The sequence below is a fragment of the Streptomyces sp. NBC_01508 genome, assembly GCF_045040315.1.
In the GTDB taxonomy this organism is placed as follows: Bacteria; Actinomycetota; Actinomycetes; order Streptomycetales; family Streptomycetaceae; genus Streptomyces.
The window spans coordinates 3,519,468-3,537,662 of record NZ_CP109419.1; the positions used below are offsets into that span (position 1 = coordinate 3,519,468).

18 protein-coding genes and 2 pseudogenes are annotated in these 18,195 nt (G+C 70.3%); 10 read left to right on the forward strand and 10 right to left on the reverse strand.

Features of this window, described 5'->3' with window-relative positions:
* Positions 1–13 precede the first annotated feature (13 nt).
* Both radA and disA read left to right on the forward strand, forming a co-directional pair.
* Entirely contained in the window at positions 14–1,426 is a 1,413-nt protein-coding gene (gene radA / locus OG700_RS16100; RefSeq protein WP_405614082.1) for a DNA repair protein RadA, read from the forward strand.
* 44 nt (positions 1,427–1,470) lie between these two features.
* Positions 1,471–2,604, forward strand: a complete 1,134-nt coding sequence (gene disA, locus OG700_RS16105) for a DNA integrity scanning diadenylate cyclase DisA (RefSeq protein WP_078075735.1) — start codon at positions 1,471–1,473, stop codon at positions 2,602–2,604.
* Positions 2,605–2,693: 89 nt separating this feature from the next.
* On the opposite strand, the gene OG700_RS16110 is transcribed toward disA, so the two are convergent.
* Entirely contained in the window at positions 2,694–3,470 is a 777-nt protein-coding gene (locus OG700_RS16110) for a hypothetical protein (RefSeq protein WP_405614085.1), read from the reverse strand.
* A gap of 244 nt (positions 3,471–3,714) precedes the next feature.
* Here OG700_RS16110 and OG700_RS16115 point away from each other — a divergent pair.
* From OG700_RS16115 to cseC, 6 genes and pseudogenes are all read left to right on the forward strand, one after another.
* Positions 3,715–4,320: pseudogene (locus OG700_RS16115) on the forward strand (phosphatase PAP2 family protein); the annotation flags it as partial.
* A gap of 352 nt (positions 4,321–4,672) precedes the next feature.
* On the forward strand, positions 4,673–5,584 hold the full coding sequence (locus OG700_RS16120; protein WP_405614087.1) for an A/G-specific adenine glycosylase: 912 nt from the start codon (positions 4,673–4,675) through the stop codon (positions 5,582–5,584).
* Between the two features lie 306 nt (positions 5,585–5,890).
* A complete protein-coding gene (locus OG700_RS16125; protein ID WP_405614089.1) occupies positions 5,891–6,514 on the forward strand; it encodes a SigE family RNA polymerase sigma factor in 624 nt (207 codons plus the stop codon).
* Positions 6,502–7,203: a hypothetical protein gene (locus tag OG700_RS16130; RefSeq protein ID WP_405614091.1), complete on the forward strand. Its 702-nt coding sequence runs from the start codon at positions 6,502–6,504 to the stop codon at positions 7,201–7,203. Before OG700_RS16125 ends, OG700_RS16130 begins: the two co-directional genes overlap by 13 nt.
* A 19-nt stretch (positions 7,204–7,222) precedes the next feature.
* Positions 7,223–7,927, forward strand: a complete 705-nt coding sequence (gene cseB, locus OG700_RS16135) for a two-component system response regulator CseB (RefSeq protein WP_405614097.1) — start codon at positions 7,223–7,225, stop codon at positions 7,925–7,927.
* On the forward strand, positions 7,924–9,237 hold the full coding sequence (gene cseC / locus OG700_RS16140) for a two-component system sensor histidine kinase CseC (RefSeq protein ID WP_405614099.1): 1,314 nt from the start codon (positions 7,924–7,926) through the stop codon (positions 9,235–9,237). The genes cseB and cseC overlap by 4 nt, the downstream gene beginning before the upstream one ends.
* A gap of 24 nt (positions 9,238–9,261) precedes the next feature.
* Here cseC and OG700_RS16145 read toward each other — a convergent pair whose 3' ends face one another.
* Complete coding sequence (locus OG700_RS16145; protein WP_405614101.1) at positions 9,262–9,711, reverse strand: VOC family protein; 450 nt, start codon at positions 9,709–9,711, stop codon at positions 9,262–9,264.
* A 60-nt stretch (positions 9,712–9,771) separates the two neighbouring features.
* A complete protein-coding gene (locus OG700_RS16150; protein ID WP_405621743.1) occupies positions 9,772–10,245 on the reverse strand; it encodes a helix-turn-helix transcriptional regulator in 474 nt (157 codons plus the stop codon).
* Between the two features lie 471 nt (positions 10,246–10,716).
* Between OG700_RS16150 and OG700_RS16155 the strand changes: the two are divergent.
* Positions 10,717–11,010: pseudogene (locus OG700_RS16155) on the forward strand (TetR family transcriptional regulator); the annotation flags it as partial.
* Here OG700_RS16155 and OG700_RS16160 read toward each other — a convergent pair.
* Together OG700_RS16160 and OG700_RS16165 are read right to left on the reverse strand one after the other, a co-directional pair.
* A complete protein-coding gene (locus tag OG700_RS16160) occupies positions 11,000–11,671 on the reverse strand; it encodes a M23 family metallopeptidase (protein WP_405614103.1) in 672 nt (223 codons plus the stop codon). The pseudogene OG700_RS16155 and the gene OG700_RS16160 sit on opposite strands and share 11 nt — an antisense overlap.
* 483 nt (positions 11,672–12,154) lie before the next feature.
* Positions 12,155–14,683 carry an ATP-dependent Clp protease ATP-binding subunit gene (locus tag OG700_RS16165; protein ID WP_383641072.1) on the reverse strand — a complete coding sequence of 843 codons (2,529 nt, stop codon included), beginning with the start codon at positions 14,681–14,683 and terminating at the stop codon, positions 12,155–12,157.
* 451 nt (positions 14,684–15,134) lie between these two features.
* On the opposite strand from OG700_RS16165, the gene OG700_RS16170 reads away from it, so the two are divergent.
* Entirely contained in the window at positions 15,135–15,818 is a 684-nt protein-coding gene (locus tag OG700_RS16170; RefSeq protein WP_405614105.1) for an SCO3374 family protein, read from the forward strand.
* Here the strand turns inward: OG700_RS16170 and OG700_RS16175 are convergent.
* The 5 genes from OG700_RS16175 to OG700_RS16195 all read right to left on the reverse strand — a co-directional run bounded on the left by OG700_RS16175 (position 15,797) and on the right by OG700_RS16195 (position 18,184).
* A complete protein-coding gene (locus tag OG700_RS16175; protein ID WP_023539576.1) occupies positions 15,797–16,132 on the reverse strand; it encodes an Lsr2 family protein in 336 nt (111 codons plus the stop codon). The genes OG700_RS16170 and OG700_RS16175 overlap by 22 nt on opposite strands.
* A 144-nt stretch (positions 16,133–16,276) precedes the next feature.
* Positions 16,277–16,810 carry an amino-acid N-acetyltransferase gene (locus tag OG700_RS16180; protein ID WP_405614108.1) on the reverse strand — a complete coding sequence of 178 codons (534 nt, stop codon included), beginning with the start codon at positions 16,808–16,810 and terminating at the stop codon, positions 16,277–16,279.
* Positions 16,811–16,819: 9 nt separating this feature from the next.
* A complete protein-coding gene (locus OG700_RS16185) occupies positions 16,820–17,263 on the reverse strand; it encodes a BlaI/MecI/CopY family transcriptional regulator (protein WP_405614110.1) in 444 nt (147 codons plus the stop codon).
* 104 nt (positions 17,264–17,367) lie between these two features.
* A complete protein-coding gene (locus OG700_RS16190; RefSeq protein ID WP_405614112.1) occupies positions 17,368–17,547 on the reverse strand; it encodes a hypothetical protein in 180 nt (59 codons plus the stop codon).
* A gap of 13 nt (positions 17,548–17,560) precedes the next feature.
* Positions 17,561–18,184: a hypothetical protein gene (locus tag OG700_RS16195; protein WP_405621745.1), complete on the reverse strand. Its 624-nt coding sequence runs from the start codon at positions 18,182–18,184 to the stop codon at positions 17,561–17,563.
* Between the last annotated feature and the right edge of the window lie 11 nt (positions 18,185–18,195).

An 18,195-nucleotide genomic window follows, 5' to 3' on the forward strand; every position in this document is an offset into this window, starting at 1 on the left:
ATACGGTGGCGCCATGGCTGTCGCCCGTACGAAATCCGCCAAGGACCGGCCCTCCTACCGCTGCACCGAGTGCGGTTGGACGACCGTCAAGTGGCTCGGCCGCTGCCCCGAGTGCCAGGCCTGGGGCACGGTCGAGGAGTACGGCGCGCCCGCCGTGCGGACGACGGCGGTCGGCCGGGTCAGCACCCCGGCCCTCCCGATCGGCCAGATCGACGGCCGGACGGCGACGGCCCGCTCGACGGGCGTGGACGAGCTGGACCGCGTCCTCGGCGGCGGTCTGGTGCCGGGAGCGGTCGTGCTGGTGGCCGGTGAGCCGGGCGTCGGCAAGTCCACGCTGCTCCTGGACGTCGCGGCGAAGGCGGCCAGCTCCGAGCACCGCACGCTCTATGTGACGGGCGAGGAGTCGGCGAGCCAGGTGCGGCTGCGCGCGGACCGCATCAAGGCCATCGACGACAACCTCTATCTCGCGGCCGAGACGGACCTGTCCGCCGTCCTCGGACATCTCGACGCGGTCAAGCCGTCGCTGCTGATCCTGGACTCCGTCCAGACGGTGGCGTCGCCGGAGATCGACGGCGCGCCCGGCGGTATGGCCCAGGTCCGGGAGGTCGCCGGCGCGCTCATCCGCACCTCGAAGGAGCGGGGCATGTCCACGCTGCTGGTCGGCCATGTCACCAAGGACGGCGCGATCGCGGGCCCCCGGCTGCTGGAGCACCTGGTGGACGTCGTGCTGTCCTTCGAGGGCGACCGGCATGCGCGGCTGCGGCTCGTGCGGGGCGTCAAGAACAGGTACGGCACGACGGACGAGGTCGGCTGCTTCGAGCTGCACGACGAGGGCATCACCGGTCTCGCCGACCCCTCCGGCCTCTTCCTCACCCGCCGGGACAAGCCGGTCCCCGGCACCTGTCTCACCGTCACGCTCGAAGGCCGCCGCCCGCTGGTCGCCGAGGTGCAGGCGCTGACGGTCGACTCGCAGATCCCGTCCCCCCGGCGCACCACGTCCGGCCTGGAGACCTCCCGCGTCTCGATGATGCTGGCCGTGCTCGAACAGCGCGGCCGGATCAGCGCGCTGGGCAAGCGCGACATCTACAGCGCGACGGTCGGCGGCGTGAAGCTCTCGGAGCCGGCCGCGGACCTGGCGATCGCCCTGGCCCTGGCCTCGGCGGCGAGCGACACCCCGCTGCCGACGAATCTTGTCGCGATCGGCGAGGTGGGCCTCGCGGGCGAGGTCAGACGGGTCACCGGGGTCCAGCGCAGACTGGCCGAGGCGTACCGTCTGGGCTTCACGCACGCCCTCGTCCCGACCGACCCGGGGAAGATCCCGGCCGGTATGAAGGTCACGGAAGTCGCCGACATGGGGGCCGCTCTGAGCGTGCTTCCGCGCCGGGGTCGCGCCCAGGCCCCACGGGACGGCGAGGACCGCCGGTAGACTTTGCCCTGGTCTCGCCCATCCGTACGAGCCGGAGGAGTGCAGTGGCAGCCAACGACCGGGCAGCAGCACCCGGAAAGTCCGGTGGTGGCTCCGGTGGATCCGGCACCGAAGCGCTGATGCGCGCCTCACTGAGCGCCGTGGCGCCCGGTATGGCGCTGCGTGACGGCCTGGAGCGGATCCTCCGGGGGAACACCGGCGGTCTCATCGTCCTGGGTATGGACAAGACCGTCGAAACGATGTGCACGGGCGGCTTCGTGCTGGACGTGGAGTTCACCGCGACGCGGCTCCGCGAGCTGTGCAAGCTCGACGGCGCACTCATTCTCGACAAAGACATCACCAAGATTCTGCGGGCCGGTGTCCAGCTCGTGCCCGACGCCTCCATCCCGACCGAGGAGACCGGCACCCGCCACCGCACGGCGGACCGGGTGTCCAAACAGTGCGGGTTCCCGGTCATCTCCGTGTCGCAGTCGATGCGGCTGATCGCGCTGTACGTGGACGGGGAGCGCCGGGTCCTGGAGGAGTCGGCGGCGATCCTGTCGCGCGCCAACCAGGCCCTGGCGACGCTGGAGCGCTACAAGCTCCGGCTGGACGAGGTCGCCGGCACGCTCTCCGCGCTGGAGATCGAGGATCTGGTGACCGTCCGGGACGTGACGGCGGTCTCGCAGCGCCTGGAGATGGTGCGCCGGATCGCCACGGAAATCGCCGAGTACGTGGTCGAGTTGGGCACCGACGGGCGGCTTCTCTCCCTCCAGCTCGACGAGTTGATCGCGGGCGTCGAACCCGAGCGCGAGCTGGTCGTACGGGACTATGTGCCCGAGCCGACGGCGAAGCGGTCCCGTACGGTCGCCGAGGCGATGACCGAGCTGGACGCGCTCTCCCACACCGAGCTGCTGGAACTGCCCGTCGTGGCCCGCGCGTTGGGCTACAGCGGCTCGCCCGAGACGCTGGACTCCGCGGTGTCGCCGCGTGGTTACCGGCTGCTGGCCAAGGTGCCGCGGCTGCCGGGGGCGATCATCGAGCGGCTGGTCGAGCACTTCGGCGGACTCCAGAAGCTGCTGGCGGCGAGCGTCGACGACCTCCAGACGGTGGACGGGGTCGGCGAGGCGCGGGCGCGCAGCGTGCGTGAGGGGCTGTCGCGGCTGGCGGAGTCGTCGATCCTGGAGCGGTACGTCTGACGTACGGGGCGGGGCCCAGTACGTACGAAGGAGGGCCGCACCACCGTTGTCGCGGTGGTGCGGCCCTCCTTCGTACGTAAGCCGCTGTCTCAGTCCTTGTCCAGGCGGATCGACGTCTGGCCCTGCTTCACGGTCGCGCCCTGCGCCGCCGCCTCCACCAGGTAGGTGCCCGGCTTGGCCTTCCCGGGCGGCGGTGTGGCGCACTGCGGGGCGCTCTGCGTGAGGTCCCAGACGACGGTCCGGGTGACGGTCCCGCCCGCGGGCACCTTCAGCAGCAGGCGGCCGACCGTGGGGCAGTCCTTGGAGGACCAGATCTCGTCGCTCCCGGCGTCGGTGACGGTCAGCACCACGGACTTCGGCCCGAGGTCCGCCTTGCAGTCCTTGGCCGACCCGTTGGTGGCGACGATCTTGAACGTGGGCTTCTCGCCCGGCGCGTAGGCGACCTTCCGGCTCTCCAGCTTCAGGGTCAGCGCGCTCGCGGTGCAGTCGGCGAGGCTCGATCCGACCGGTACCTGCTCGCCGGTGGTGCCACCGCTCGCGCCGCCGGTGCCGCTGCCGCCGCTCGCCGCGCCGCCGGTGCCCGCGGAACCACCCGTACCTCCGCCGCCGGTGTCGCCGCCGCCGCCCGTGCCGGCGTCCGTACCGCCCTGGTCGCCGCCGCCGCTGCCGCCGGTTTCGCCCGTATCGTCGCGTCCGCCCGGCTGTTCGCTGATCGCGGGGCCGGATCCGGAGGGTCCCGGTGTGATCGAGGGCGCGGGAGATTCCCCGTTGGCGCCGTCGTCACGCTTCTTTCCGCCGCTGTCACCACCGGATGTGACGACCCACACGACGAGCAACGCGAGCAGCGCGATCAGAGTCGCCGCCACCGCCCTCCGTCGCCAGTAGATGGAGGAGGGAAGCGGCCCGACCGGATTGCGCATAGATCCCACGACGCAAACTCTACGAGAGTTCGGGGCCAACTCCCGCCCCACATGCCGCTCGTCTCGCAAGTTTTACGGATCATCATCATGCGACGGCCGCCCGTGTGACCCCACTTGCCACTTTCGTCAGGGGTTCGGCCGCCGATGGTGAGATGCGTGAGCCGCAACGAGGAAGGTACCGTCCGTGACCATGGATCCCTCCATCACCAGCGGTCTTTACCGCGACATTACCGATCTCGCCCAGGACTCGCCTTCCTGGGTAGGGCACTTCGTCGAGATAGGGACGGAGGCCGTGATCCTGATCTTCGGAGTTCTGTTCCTCGTCAGCTGGTGGCGCACCCGGTCCGCGGACTCACGGGCCATGGCCGTGGCGGTAGTTGGGCCGCTGGCGACCGCCGCCGCCTACGTGGCCAGCGAGTTGTTCAAGAGCGCCGTACAGGAGGAGCGGCCGTGCCGCGCGGTCGCCGGGGCCGCGGTGTCACTGGCGGCCTGTCCGCCGGTCGGCGACTGGTCGTTCCCCAGCAACCACTCGACCATCGCCGGGGCCGCGGCGATCGCCCTCGCCATCGCCTGGCGGAGGATCGCGATCCTCACGCTCCCGCTGGCGCTCTTCGCGGCCTTCTCGCGGGTCTTCGTCGGCGTGCACTACCCGCACGACGTGGCGGTGGGGCTGCTGCTCGGCGGGCTGGTGGCCACGCTCGTCGTCCTGGCGTTGACGCGACCCGCGCGGGCGCTGATCGAGACGATGCGGACGAGCCGTACGGGCGTGGTGGTCTGGTTCGCGGGACCGGGACCGGCCGCCGGACCCACCACCGGAGCGGTGTCGGGGCACGGCTCGGGCCACGGCTCGGGACCTGGCTGGGAGTCGGAGCACGGGCCGGGCCAGGGACCGGAGCACGGGCCGGGCGCGGGCTCACGTCGGCTCCGCCGGCAGCGGGGCCGGCACAGCGCGCGCTCCTGAGCGCACCCGGCTCCCGCACGGCGGGGCGGCCGACGGCTGACGACCGGCCGCCCGCCCGGCTGACCGACCCGTCGCGAACCACCGCCAACGCGCCCCCTTCACGCCCCCGTCACCCCCCGGTAACGCCCGGCGTACAGCGGCCGGCTGCACCACCCCCACCCCGGAACGTGCCAGGATCGGTGCTGCCATGACTGCCACTTCTGCGACTACGGCGCCGGCCACCGACCCGGCCGCCCTCCACGACCCCGTCATCGCGTGGTTCGACGCGCACGCCCGCGACCTGCCCTGGCGCCGCCCCGACACGGGCGCCTGGGGTGTGATGGTCAGCGAGTTCATGCTCCAGCAGACCCCGGTCGCCCGGGTGCTCCCGGTGTACGAACAGTGGCTCGCGCGCTGGCCGCGCCCCGCCGACCTGGCCGCCGAGGCGCCCGGCGAAGCGGTACGCGCCTGGGGCAGACTCGGCTATCCGCGCCGAGCGCTGCGCCTGCACGGGGCGGCCCTGGCGATAACGGAGCGGTTCGGCGGCGACGTACCGCGCGAGCACGGTCAGTTGCTCGCGCTGCCCGGGATCGGCGAGTACACGGCCGCCGCCGTGGCCTCGTTCGCGTACGGACAACGGCACGCCGTCCTCGACACGAACGTGCGGCGCGTCTTCGCACGCGCCGCCGCCGGCATCCAGTACCCGCCGAACGCGACGACGGCCGCCGAACGCAAGCTGGCTCGCGCGCTGCTGCCCGTGGAGGAGCCGACGGCGGCCCGCTGGGCCGCCGCCTCCATGGAACTCGGCGCGCTCGTGTGCACCTCGAAGAACGAGGACTGCGCGCGCTGCCCGATCGCGTCCCAGTGCGCCTGGCGGCTGGCCGGCAAACCGGCGCACCAGGGGCCGGCCCGGCGTGGCCAGACGTACGCGGGCACGGACCGCCAGGTCCGCGGCAAGCTGCTCGCCGTGCTGCGCGAGGCGGTGGCGCCGGTGCCGCTCGCGGTGCTCGACGCCGTGTGGGAGGAGCCTGTGCAGCGGGCCAGGGCGCTGGACGGGCTGGTGGCCGACGGGCTGGTCGAGCCGATGGCCGACGACCTGTACCGGCTGCCGCTGAGCTGACCGCACCGCACCGCACCGCCCGCGCCCGCGCCCGACCCCGTCCCCCCGACCCCGTACCACCGACCCCGTATCACCCGACCTCGCACCGCCCACACCACCCGCTCCGCCGCGGCCGGCCCTTCCGGGCCGGCCGTTCGTCCGTTCCATCCCCGCCGTTACACAACCGATGGACGTCCGTGCGCCCGCCGAGGGCTGGTGCGCACGGCCCCGTGACAACGCCTCCGTAACTTCTGGGACGTAAGGCACCGCCCAAGGGCGGCGGCAACGCGGTACACGGTGCAGTTCACGGGGTGGGAGGCGGTTGGCATGGCGCACGGCGAGGTGCTCGAATTCGAGGAGTACGTACGCACCCGGCAGGAGGCCCTGCTGCGCAGCGCACGGCGGCTGGTCCCCGATCCCGTCGACGCGCAGGACCTGCTCCAGACCGCCCTGGCCCGTACCTACGGCCGCTGGGACGGCATCGCCGACAAGTCGCTCGCCGACGCCTATCTGCGCCGCGTCATGATCAACACCCGTACGGAGTGGTGGCGGGCGCGCAAGCTCGAAGAGGTGCCCACCGAGCAGCTGCCCGAGCCGTGCGTCGAGGACGGCTCCGAGCAGCGCGCCCAGCGCGCCCTGCTCATCGACATCCTCGGGGTCCTGGCGCCGAAGCAGCGCAGCGTCGTCGTCCTGCGGCACTGGGAGCAGATGAGCACGGAGGAGACGGCGGCGGCGCTCGGGATGTCTACCGGTACGGTGAAGAGCACGCTGCACCGGGCGCTGGCCAAACTCCGTGAGGAGCTGGAGGCCCGGGAGCTGGAGCGCCGCGACACGGAGCGCCGGAAGCCGGGGAACCGACTGCCGGAGCAGCGCCGCACGCCGGTCGCCCACGCTGTGGAGCGGGCCGGATATCGTCGCGACGGACGGGGGCAGGAGCGGTGCGCGGCCTGAAGCGCGACACGGACAGCACGCCTGCCCCGAGCACGGCGCGCCGCCGGACACTGACCGCGACGACCTGCACCGGCGCCGTGGCGCTGACGGCGCTCGTCGGGTTCGGTCTGTTCGCGATCGGTTCCACCGGCGCGACCGGCACCAGGGACGAGGGCGCCGCCGCCGTCGCCACCGTCGATCCCGTGGCGCCGCCGACCTCCGAGGCGTCGGCCCTGCCCGCCGCGGACATCGACCCGGTGGCCCTGCTCCGGGAGGACCCGAAGGTGAGCGTGCAGGTGAAGGCCGACCTCAAGCCGTGCGCCAAGGACGCCTACCCGGTGGACACCTCGTACGGGAATCTGACCGGCGGCACCGAGCCGGACGTGGTGATCAACGTGATGACGTGCGACGACGCGGTGGGTCTGGGATCGTATGTCTACCGCGAGTCCGACCAGCGGCGGTACGAGAGCGTCTTCGTCGCCGAGGAACCCGCCGTGTACGCCACGATCGACCGCGGTGAGCTGGTGGTGACCCGCCAGGTGTACGCGAAGGGCGACCCCGTGTCCTTTCCGTCCGGCGAGGACGTCGTGACCTACAGCTGGGCCGACACGAGATTCGCCGAGCGTTACCGGGTGCGCAACAACTACAGCGGAGCGGTCGGCAACGGCCCCGCGGACGCCCCCGCGCCGTCCGCGACGATCGGGAACTGAGAGAGCTGAGAGCTGCCTCATGGTGGAGACCCATGTCCTGTTCGTGGAGGACGACGACGTGATCCGCGAGGCCACCCAACTCGCGCTGGAGCGCGACGGCTTCGTGGTGACGGCGATGCCCGACGGCCTGTCCGGTCTGGACGCGTTCCGGGCCGACCGGCCGGACATCGCGCTGCTCGACGTGATGGTGCCGGGTCTCGACGGTGTCAGTCTGTGCCGCCGTATCAGGGACGAGTCGACCGTGCCCGTGATCATGCTGTCGGCGCGCGCCGACTCGATCGATGTGGTGCTCGGCCTGGAGGCGGGGGCCGACGACTACGTGACCAAGCCCTTCGACGGCGCGGTGCTGGTCGCCCGGATCCGCGCCGTGCTGCGCCGCTTCGGGCACGCCGGCGGGCCCGCCGGGGAGCTGGGCGGGCACGAGCGGGCGGACGAGCAGGGCGCGCTGTCCTTCGGCGATCTGGAGATCGACAAGGAGGGCATGGAGGTACGCAAAGGCGGTGAGCCGGTGGCGCTGACGCCGACCGAGATGCGGCTGCTGATCGAGTTCTCGGCCGCGCCCGGCACCGTCCTGTCCCGTGACAAGCTGCTCGAACGCGTCTGGGACTACGGCTGGGGCGGTGACACGCGAGTGGTGGACGTCCATGTGCAGCGGCTGCGCACCAAGATCGGACAGGACCGGATCGAGACGGTCCGCGGCTTCGGCTACAAGCTCAAGGCATGAAACGGTTCGCCCTGCGCACCGGCGTCCGGTGGAAGATCAGCATCGCGATCGCGGGCGTCGGCGCCCTCACCGCGATGGCGCTGAGCCTTGTCGTGCACAACGCCGCCCAGGTCTCGATGCTGGACAACGCGCGTGAGGTGCAGCTGGAGCGGCTGCTGTTCGCGCAGCGGATGTACGACTCGACCCATGAGCTGAAGTTCGGTACGAAGCTGAACGACCCCGCGCTCCCCGACGACCTGCGGAAGAAGGTGCAGCAGGGCAGGCGCGCGACGTTCGTGCGGGACGCGGCGGACGGGACGCCCGATGTCTGGGCGGCCGTACCGGTGGAGAGCGGGGTGCTCTCCCTGAGCAGCAAGTTCGCCGACCGCTCCGCGACGATCATGAAGGATCTCGACCGGGCCCTGCTGATCGGCTCGGTCTGTGTCGTCGTCGGCGGCTGTGCGCTGGGTGTGCTGATCGGCGGGCAGCTCTCACGGCGGCTGCGCAAGGCGGCCGCCGCCGCGGGCAAGGTCGCGCAGGGCAATACGGACGTACGCGTACGGGAGGCGGTCGGCGGAGTCGTACGGGACGAGACCGACGAGCTGGCCCGCGCGGTCGACGCCCTCACGGACGCGCTGAACGAACGCATCGAGGCGGAGCGCCGGGTCACCGCCGACATCGCGCACGAGCTGCGTACGCCGGTGACGGGCCTGCTGACGGCGGCCGAGCTGCTGCCGCCCGGCCGCCCCACCGAGCTGGTGCGCGACCGCGCGCAGGCCCTGCGGACGCTGGTGGAGGACGTACTCGAAGTCGCCAGGCTGGACAGCGCCTCCGAACGCGCCGAACTCCAGGAGGTGGCGCTCGGCGAGTTCGTCAGCCGGCGGGTGGCGCTGCTCGATCCGGACGTGCGGGTCACCGTCGCGCACGAGTCCTGGGTGAGCACCGATCCGCGCCGGCTGGAGCGCATCCTGGGCAACCTCCTGGCCAACGCCGCCAAGCACGGCGGCACCCCGGTGGAGGTGATCGTCGAGGGCCGGGTGGTGCGCGTACGCGACCACGGTCCCGGCTTCTCCGACGCGCTGCTGCGCGACGGGCCGAGCCGGTTCCGTACGGGCGCGAGCGACCGGGCGGGGCACGGCCATGGCCTCGGCCTGACCATCGCCGCCGGTCAGGCGCGCGTCCTCGGGGCTCGGCTGACCTTCCGCAACGCGACGCCGGAGGGCCTGACGCCCGGCCCGGACGAGACGGGCGGCGCGGTCGCGGTCCTCTGGCTCCCCGAGCACGCCCCGACGGCGACCGGCAGCTTCCCGATGATCACCCTGCCGGACTGACGGCCGCGTCGCCGCGGAGCTCGCTCAGCAGGCCCAGTCCTTGTCCAGGTCGAGGTCGCCCTCCTTCCTGGCCTGGGTGAAGGAGAACCAGTTCCCCGAGTCGTCGCGGAACAGCGCTTCCGTGCCGTAGGGGCGCTCCTCCGGCGGCTGGAGGAACTCCACTCCCTTGGCCTTCAGCCTCTCGTAGTCCCCGTGGATGTCGTCGGTGGCCAGCACCCCGGGGCCGATCACTCCTTTGGCGATGAGCTTCTTGAGCGCCTCGGTGGACTCCTCGTCCATCGAACCCCCGCCCGGCGTCATCAGGGTCAGCACCACGTCGGGCTGATCCTTGGCCCCGACCGTCAGCCAGCGCATCCCTCCTTCACCCAGCGTCATGTCCATGCGGACCTCCAGGCCGAGCTTGTCGACGTAGAACTCCTTGGCCCGGTCCTGGTCGAGAACCCAGACGGTGGAGATGACGAGACCCTTGATCATGACGCGCTCCTCGGGAAGGTGTGTGCCGTGCCTGTCCTGCCACGATAGGCAGCGCGCGACTCAGCCGGCTTCTCCAGAATTGCGGTCCTGGAGATCGCCGTCCGGGGAGGACTCGTCCCGGGATCGGCGTACCTCGGCGGAGAGGTCCGCGGACCTCTCCGCGGACCTCTCCGCCGACCGCTCCTTCGACGGGAGTCCGCCCGCCCACAGCAGTACGTAGCACCCTGGTATGAGCGCGGCTCCGCGGCCCGCGTGCTCGGCGCGGTACGCACTGGGAGTGAGGCCGGTCTGCTGCTTGAAGCGCTTCGAGAACGTACCGAGGCTGCTGAAGCCGACGAGCGTGCAGATCTCGGTGACCGTGACGTTCGCCGAGCGCAGCAGGTCCTCGGCGCGCTCTATGCGCCGGTGGGACAGATAGCGGCCGGGCGTCTGCCCGTACACCGCCTTGAAGGCGCGCACGAAGTGGTAGCGCGAATACCCGGCGTGCGCGGCGACCGCGTCCAGGTCGAGGGGGCCGGCCCAGTCGCGGTCCATGGCGTCCTTGGCGAGACGCAGCTGACGCAGGTGCGTGAGGGGCACCTGCGGTGGCTGACCTGCTTGCGTACTGTTCACGTCTTCGATGCTGGCACGCCCCACCGACAACGGCTCCCCGCCGTCCACAGCCCCTGGCGCTGATGTGCTAAGCGGACTGCGGGACCTTGTCCCGTCCGGCGGAGCCACACCCTTGTCCCCCGCCGCACCGGCCTTCTCCGGGCCTGCGCCCCGCAGCGGGACCTCCTTGACGAAGAACGCCGCCAGGAAGCCGATCACCGCGACCGAACCGGCGAGCAGGAAGGCCACGTGCGTACCGGAGGCCACCGCGACCTGGTAAGCCTCCCGCGCCGCGTCCGGCAGCTTGGCCAGACTCGCCGCGTCGAGCTGCGCGGACTGCCGCGTCACCGCGTCACGGCCACGTGCCGCCATCTCCTCCCGCACCTTGCTGGTGAACAGCGCGCCCATGATCGCGACGCGCTCGCCGCCGCCGCGCCCCTGTTCCGCTTCATGCAGGAGAATCAGGCGACGATGCGCGACCTGAGCGTCGGCGAGACCTTCAAGAGCCGCATGCTGCGGCTGCTGGAGCTGCTCAAGCAGCCGGAGGGCACCATGACCGACCGCGTGCGCTGCTTCACCGCGATCTTCGCGATGCACGCCGGCATGTTCGCGCTCAGAGACGTCGAAGGCGACCCCGAGGAGAAGCAAGAAGCCATCCTTGAGGTCGCCACCGATCTGATCGTGCGGGCTCAGGGCGTCACAGAGTGATGCCGGCGGAGCGCAGGAACGACACCGGGTTGATCGCGGAGCCGTAGTTCGGGGTCGTACGGATCTCGAAGTGCAGGTGCGGACCGCTCGAATTGCCGGTGTTGCCGGAGAGCGCGATGCTCTGGTCCTTGTCGACCTTCTGGCCGACGTGCACCTTCACCTTGGACAGGTGCGCGTACTGCGAGTACTTCGCGCTCTGGCCGGTGCCGTGCTTGACGACTATCGCGTTGCCGTACGCGGGGCCGTCACCGGCGCCATTGGGTCCGGCCTTCACGACGGTGCCCGCGTGCACGGCCTTCACGTTCGTGCCGACGTTGACGGCGAAGTCCTGACCCGAGTGCTTGCTGGCCCACATGCCGCCGCCGGTGCCGTAGGTGGCGCTCAGGGCGTACTTGGAGACCGGCTTGGACCAGGTGGGACCACTCTTGGCCTTCTTGTCCTTCGCCGTGTCGGCGGCCTTGGCGGAGCCCGCCTTCTCCGACTTGACTGCCTGCTTGTCGACGGCCGCGGCGGCCGACGCCTGGGTCGTGCCGGCGTCGCCGCTGCTGTTCGCGGCGAACGCGACCCCCGCTCCGAGAGCCGTCGTCACTCCGAGTCCGGCGGCCAGCACGGCGGCACGGGTACGGAGCGTGGACTGGCGGGGCGTGGTGCGCTGCGACATTGAGAAACCTCCGGGCATCAATGGACCCGGTACTCAGGCACCGGGTGTCTTGCCATCCCTTGGTAACCCGACCGCCCATCACACCCCAAACCGCCCATCTACGACATCACGTCGTAGCCGTCACACCGGCAACTCGACCCCTTGACGAGCTGAAACATCTCCCCATCGCGGGTCGAAATGTTCGCATTGGATACCGTTTCTCCCCACGTCAGGGCGGCGCACACCCGGTGGGCGGCCGGGCCGCGCCCCCTCCCGAGGCCTCGGGACCAAGGTCCTGAGGCGGACCTTTCCGAAGGTCCCGCCGGAATCCCCCGCTTCACCACTATTCCGTGTCGTAGGCGCGGAAAGGGGTGTGCGGCTTGTCACGGCGCGGCGCCCCGCACGGGCCTCACCGGGCACGACAAAGGGGTGGCCCGAGACCGTCTACAGTCTCGGGCCACCCCTGCTGGCTGGGCTCAGGCCGGGGCTCGGCTCAGCCTCGGCTCACGCTTCCTTCGTCAGGTTCGGACCGGCGCCGCCGCCCGCCGCCTGCTCGATCGGCGGAACGTCGGGCAGCGCCGACTTCTCCTCGCCACGGAAGCTGAACTTCTTCTCGTCGCCCTCGCCCTCGGTGTCCACGACCACGATGTGACCGGGGCGCAGCTCACCGAAGAGGATCTTCTCGGAGAGGATGTCCTCGATCTCGCGCTGGATCGTCCGGCGCAGCGGCCGGGCGCCCAGAACGGGGTCGTAACCCTTCTTGGCGAGCAGCGCCTTGGCGTTCGGGCTGAGCTCAAGGCCCATGTCCCGGTCCTTCAGGCGCTCGTCCACCTTGTCCACCATGAGGTCGACGATCTGGATGATGTCTTCCTCGGTGAGCTGGTGGAAGACAACCGTGTCGTCCACACGGTTGAGGAACTCGGGCCGGAAGTGCTGCTTGAGCTCTTCGTTGACCTTGTTCTTCATCCGCTCGTAGTTGGACTTGGTGTCGCCCTGGGCGGCGAAGCCCAGGTTGAACCCCTTGGAGATGTCCCTGGTCCCGAGGTTGGTCGTCATGATGATGACCGTGTTCTTGAAGTCCACGACCCGGCCCTGGGAGTCGGTCAGCCGACCGTCCTCCAGGATCTGCAGCAGGGAATTGAAGATATCGGGGTGGGCCTTCTCGACCTCGTCGAACAGGACGACGGAGAACGGCTTCCGGCGCACCTTCTCGGTGAGCTGGCCGCCCTCTTCGTACCCCACGTAACCGGGGGGAGAGCCGAAGAGACGCGAAACCGTGTGCTTCTCGCTGAACTCCGACATGTCGAGGGAGATCAGCGCGTCCTCGTCGCCGAAGAGGAATTCGGCGAGCGTCTTGGACAGCTCCGTCTTACCGACTCCGGAGGGGCCGGCGAAGATGAACGAGCCACCGGGACGCTTGGGGTCCTTCAGACCCGCCCGCGTACGCCGGATCGCCTGGGAGAGCGCCTTGATGGCGTCCTTCTGGCCGATGACGCGCTTGTGGAGCTCGTCCTCCATGCGGAGCAGCCGCGAGGACTCCTCCTCGGTGAGCTTGAAGACCGGGATGCCCGTGGCGGTCGCCAGAACCTCGGCGATCAGCTCCTCGTCCACCTCGGCGACGACGTCCATGTCGCCGGCCTTCCACTCCTTCTCCCGCTTGGTCTTCGCCGCCAGCAGCTGCTTCTCCTTGTCGCGGAGCGAAGCTGCCTTCTCGAAGTCCTGGGAGTCGATGGCCGACTCCTTGTCGCGGCGGACGTTCGCGATCTTCTCGTCGAACTCGCGGAGGTCCGGCGGAGCGGTCATCCGGCGGATGCGCATCCGTGAGCCGGCCTCGTCGATCAGGTCGATCGCCTTGTCCGGCAGGAAGCGGTCCGAGATGTAGCGGTCGGCGAGCGTCGCGGCTGCCACCAGCGCGGAGTCCGTGATGGACACGCGGTGGTGCGCCTCGTAACGGTCCCGCAGGCCCTTGAGGATCTCGATGGTGTGCGGCAGCGACGGCTCGGCCACCTGAATCGGCTGGAAGCGGCGCTCCAGCGCGGCGTCCTTCTCCAGGTGCTTGCGGTACTCGTCGAGCGTCGTGGCGCCGATGGTCTGGAGCTCTCCACGGGCGAGCATGGGCTTCAGGATCGAAGCCGCGTCGATCGCGCCCTCGGCGGCGCCCGCACCCACGAGGGTGTGGAGCTCGTCGATGAACAGGATGATGTCGCCGCGGGTGCGGATCTCCTTGAGGACCTTCTTCAGGCGCTCCTCGAAGTCACCTCGGTAGCGGGAGCCCGCGACCAGGGCGCCGAGGTCCAGGGTGTAGAGGTGCTTGTCCTTCAGGGTCTCGGGCACCTCGCCCTTGACGATGGCCTGCGCCAGTCCCTCGACGACCGCCGTCTTGCCGACGCCGGGCTCGCCGATGAGGACCGGGTTGTTCTTCGTACGGCGGGACAGCACCTGCATGACCCGCTCGATCTCCTTCTCGCGCCCGATGACGGGGTCGAGCTTGGACTCACGGGCGGCCTGGGTGAGATTCCTGCCGAACTGGTCCAGGACGAGGGAGGTCGAGGGCGTGCCCTCGGCCGGGCCGCCGGCGGTGGCGGCCTCCTTGCCCTGGTAACCGGAGAGCAGCTGGATGACCTGCTGCCGCACCCGGTTGAGATCGGCGCCCAGCTTCACGAGGACCTGGGCGGCGACGCCCTCGCCCTCGCGGATCAGGCCGAGCAGGATGTGCTCGGTGCCGATGTAGTTGTGGCCGAGCTGAAGGGCCTCGCGGAGCGACAGCTCCAGGACCTTCTTGGCACGGGGTGTGAAGGGGATGTGGCCGGACGGAGCCTGCTGGCCCTGCCCGATGATCTCCTCCACCTGCTGGCGGACCGCCTCGAGCGAAATCCCGAGGCTCTCCAGGGCCTTAGCGGCGACACCCTCACCCTCGTGGATCAGGCCCAGGAGGATGTGCTCGGTGCCGATGTAGTTGTGGTTGAGCATCCGGGCTTCTTCCTGAGCCAGGACGACAACCCGCCGCGCACGGTCGGTGAACCTCTCGAACATCGTTAATCGCTCCTCAGAGCGGTCAGGCAGTAAAGGGGTCGGTCCCCTCCCTGTCCTTCCGCAGCTTAGTCCCGCAAGCGGGGACCGCTCATTCCAACTGCCGACATCCGCCGCGATCACCCCGCCTCGACGGCGAACTTTCCTCACGAAGAGCCGACATCTGCTCCAACCTGATGGTGCGAGACGATGTTCCCGCAGGCCAGACAGATACCCCCGCTATCGGTACGCCGATGGCGAACGTGAGACGTCCGGAACCGCGTGTCGCCCCTCCCCACTAGGAATGTCTTACCCGTAAGCACTGACACTCCATGCGGCGCACCCCGGTTCCCTCCGCTACGGGCGAACACCCTCGCACTCCCGAATGCCTCCGCACGCCCCCACGGCGAACACCGACAGTGAGTACGCGACGACACCGCGTAACCCAAGGCCGCGGTGGGGAGTTGGTCCGCGCATGGCCCTCCCCGTTCCGCTCCCCCGCGCGCCGCTGCCGGTCGAAGGCGGCACCGCCTTCTGGTACGAGCACGAGCTGGGCTGGGCCACGGAGGCCGGGCCTCCCGTCGCGCTGCTGACCGGGCTCCGCTTCGACGTCCTGGAGCTGCCAGCCGACGCGGGTGCCGCGGTGCTCCGCCGGATCGGCGCGGCCGGGACCGGGCCGGTGGCACTCGTGGCGGGCCGGATGCGGCTGCTGATGGCCGCGGGCGGCGCGGACGAACTGCCGGGGCTGCTCGACTGGCTGGAGTGGGGCGGGATCGCGCTCGATCTGACCGCTGTGGGCGCCGACGGCCGGATGACCGCTCCGGAACCACCAGGAGGGCCGCCGAGCGGGCCTCGGGGACCCCGGGGGCCGACGGGGATTCCGCCGCGAGGCGGGGCGCCGGGCGGGCGTCCGGGGGCGGAGCAGGGGGCCGCCGTATGGCTGCGGCCCCCCGAGCCGGGACGCGAGGTGGAACCGACACTGCCGGCTCTCACCCATTTCGGACACGGCCCCGGAGGCAGCGCCGGAGGCGGGGACAGGGGTGGGGATGTCCCCGATCTCGTTCGGCTCGTGGACACGGCGGCGGCTGAGTGCCACCGGGCCCGATTGCTTCGTGGAGAAACGACGGGTCCGAAATCTCAGCCGTTGGCCTTCTCGTAGGCTTCGCGGATCTCGGCCGGAACGCGACCGCGATCGTTGACGCTGTAGCCGTTCTCCTTGGCCCACTTGCGAATTTCCGCGGTGTCCTTGTTCCCACCCGCGGCGGCGCGGCCCTTGCCACGGCCACCGGCCGCGCGACCACCGGTGCGACGGCCACTCTTGGTGTACGGGTCGAGCAGCCCACGGAGCTTGTCCGCATTCGCGTTCGTGAGGTCGATCTCGTAGGTCTTGCCGTCCAGCGCGAACGTGACGGTCTCGTCCGCCTCGCCACCGTCGAGGTCGTCAACAAGAAGGACCTGAACCTTCTGTGCCACCGGTTTTCCTTTCATCGAAAATGCAGTACGCCGAAAGGAAACCGCTTTTCTCAGGAAAACACAAACCCCCGGCAGAGGTTCTGTAGCACAAGAACACGGGAAACGTGCGCGATTCGGACATAGGGCTCCGGGTTCTTCCGCCGCTCACAGGTGCAGAAGCATCCGGCTGTTACCCAAGGTGTTCGGCTTCACCCGTTCGAGACCGAGGAACTCGGCCACACCCTCGTCATAGGAACGCAGCAGCTCGCTGTAGACATCTCCGTCGACAGGAGTCTCACCGATCTCCACGAAGCCGTGCTTGATGAAGAAGTCGACTTCGAAGGTGAGACAGAATACGCGCCGCACACCGAGCCACCGGGCGGTCTGCAACAACTTGTCGAGCACATGACGCCCGACGCCATCCCCCCGGAACCGTGGATCCACCGCGAGTGTGCGCACTTCGGCGAGGTCTTCCCACATGACGTGGAGTGCGCCGCATCCGACGACCGTCGAGTCGTCGTCGCGTTCGGCGACCCAGAACTCCTGGATGTCCTCGTAAAGAGTCACCGTCGCTTTGTCGAGCAGGATGCCTTCACTCACGTACGGGTCGACGAGACGACGGACCGCTGACACATCGCTCGTCCTGGCCCGCCGGACGGTGATGGCATTCGCCGCGGTTTTCGGAACTTCAGAGGACATGACTGGACGCTATCGTCCTGCGGGATGCTCTCGGTCGGCGCCCTCGGGCGGGACAGCTTCGGGCGGGACGGCTTCGGGAGTGACTTCCGGCCGGTCGCTGCGCACCATACGGACCGCGTCCTCCAGGGCGTCGCGCTGCGTCGGCGACATCATCCCGAAGAAGGCGACAAGAGCGGCCGCCGGGTTGTCACTCTTCGACCAGGCTTCGTTCATCAGCGCCGCCGCGTAGGCGGCCCGGGTGGAGACCGCCGTATATCGATAGGCGCGGCCGTCGACTTCCCTGCGCACCCAGCCCTTCTGATGGAGATTGTCCATTACGGTCATGACGGTCGTGTAGGCGATGGACCGTTCCCGCTGAAGGTCTTCGAGGACTTCCCGGACGGTGACCGGACGGTTCCATTGCCAGACGCGGCTCATGACGGCGTCTTCCAGGTCTCCCAATTGGCGGGGCACATCGCCACCCTAGTGCGAGATGTCCGAATAGCCGGATATTGACGATACAAAAAGGACGTACGACCTGGCGGAAGTCGTACGTCCTGATCTACCGCGCGGTGCCGTCAGGCGCCGGACGGGCTGCCCGGCTGCTCCACGGCCTCGGCGCGGGCGATCGCCGCGTCCACGGCCGCGTCCTCCTTCGCCTTGTTGTCCCCGCCCTGACTCTTGACGATCGTCACGACCAGGGCGATGAAGAAGGCGGCCATCACCACGGGAGGCAGGAGTGCGGATACGTAGTCCATGGCACCAGAGTAGCTATCCGGCGGCCCGCCGCTCCGCCGGGGGCGCGGGCTTACGGCGCGGCGGAAAGACTTCGGACGGCTTGGGCATCGGGCGCTCGGTGGCGGGGTGCCCGGGGGCCGCCGGGCGGCGGGGCGGGGCGGGTGCCTTTCCCGGCGCCTTTCCCGGCGCCTTCCCGGGCTCCTCATTCGGCTGCTCCGGGTCGGCGGCGGCGCGGCCCCCCTGGAGGGCCAGCAGCCGGGTACGGGGCGCGGGTGCGGCGGGCGAACGGCCGGCGAGCCGGGCCCGTACGGAGTTCTCCGCGATCCGCTGACAGCGGTCGAGCAGCGCGGTGGCGACGGGTGCGGGGCGCAGCGTGCGCAGAGCCATGAGGTCCTCCGGGCGGGGGTCGTACCCGGCGGCCAGGGCGTCCTGGAGCAGCTCCAGATATCCGGCGGCCGAGCCGGGAAGCGCGGCGCGGTAGCGGGCGAGGTCGGCGAGGAGGAACGCGCGCAGCCGGCCGGCCTCGCGGACCGCCTCGTCCACGGACTCGGCGAGGCGCAGGCAGGCCTGGACGTCCTCGTCGGGGAGGGGAGCGGGGTGGAGGGCGACGGCGAGGGCGCCTCGGAGCACTCGCAGCTCGTCTGCGCCGAACGCCATGCCGCCGCGGG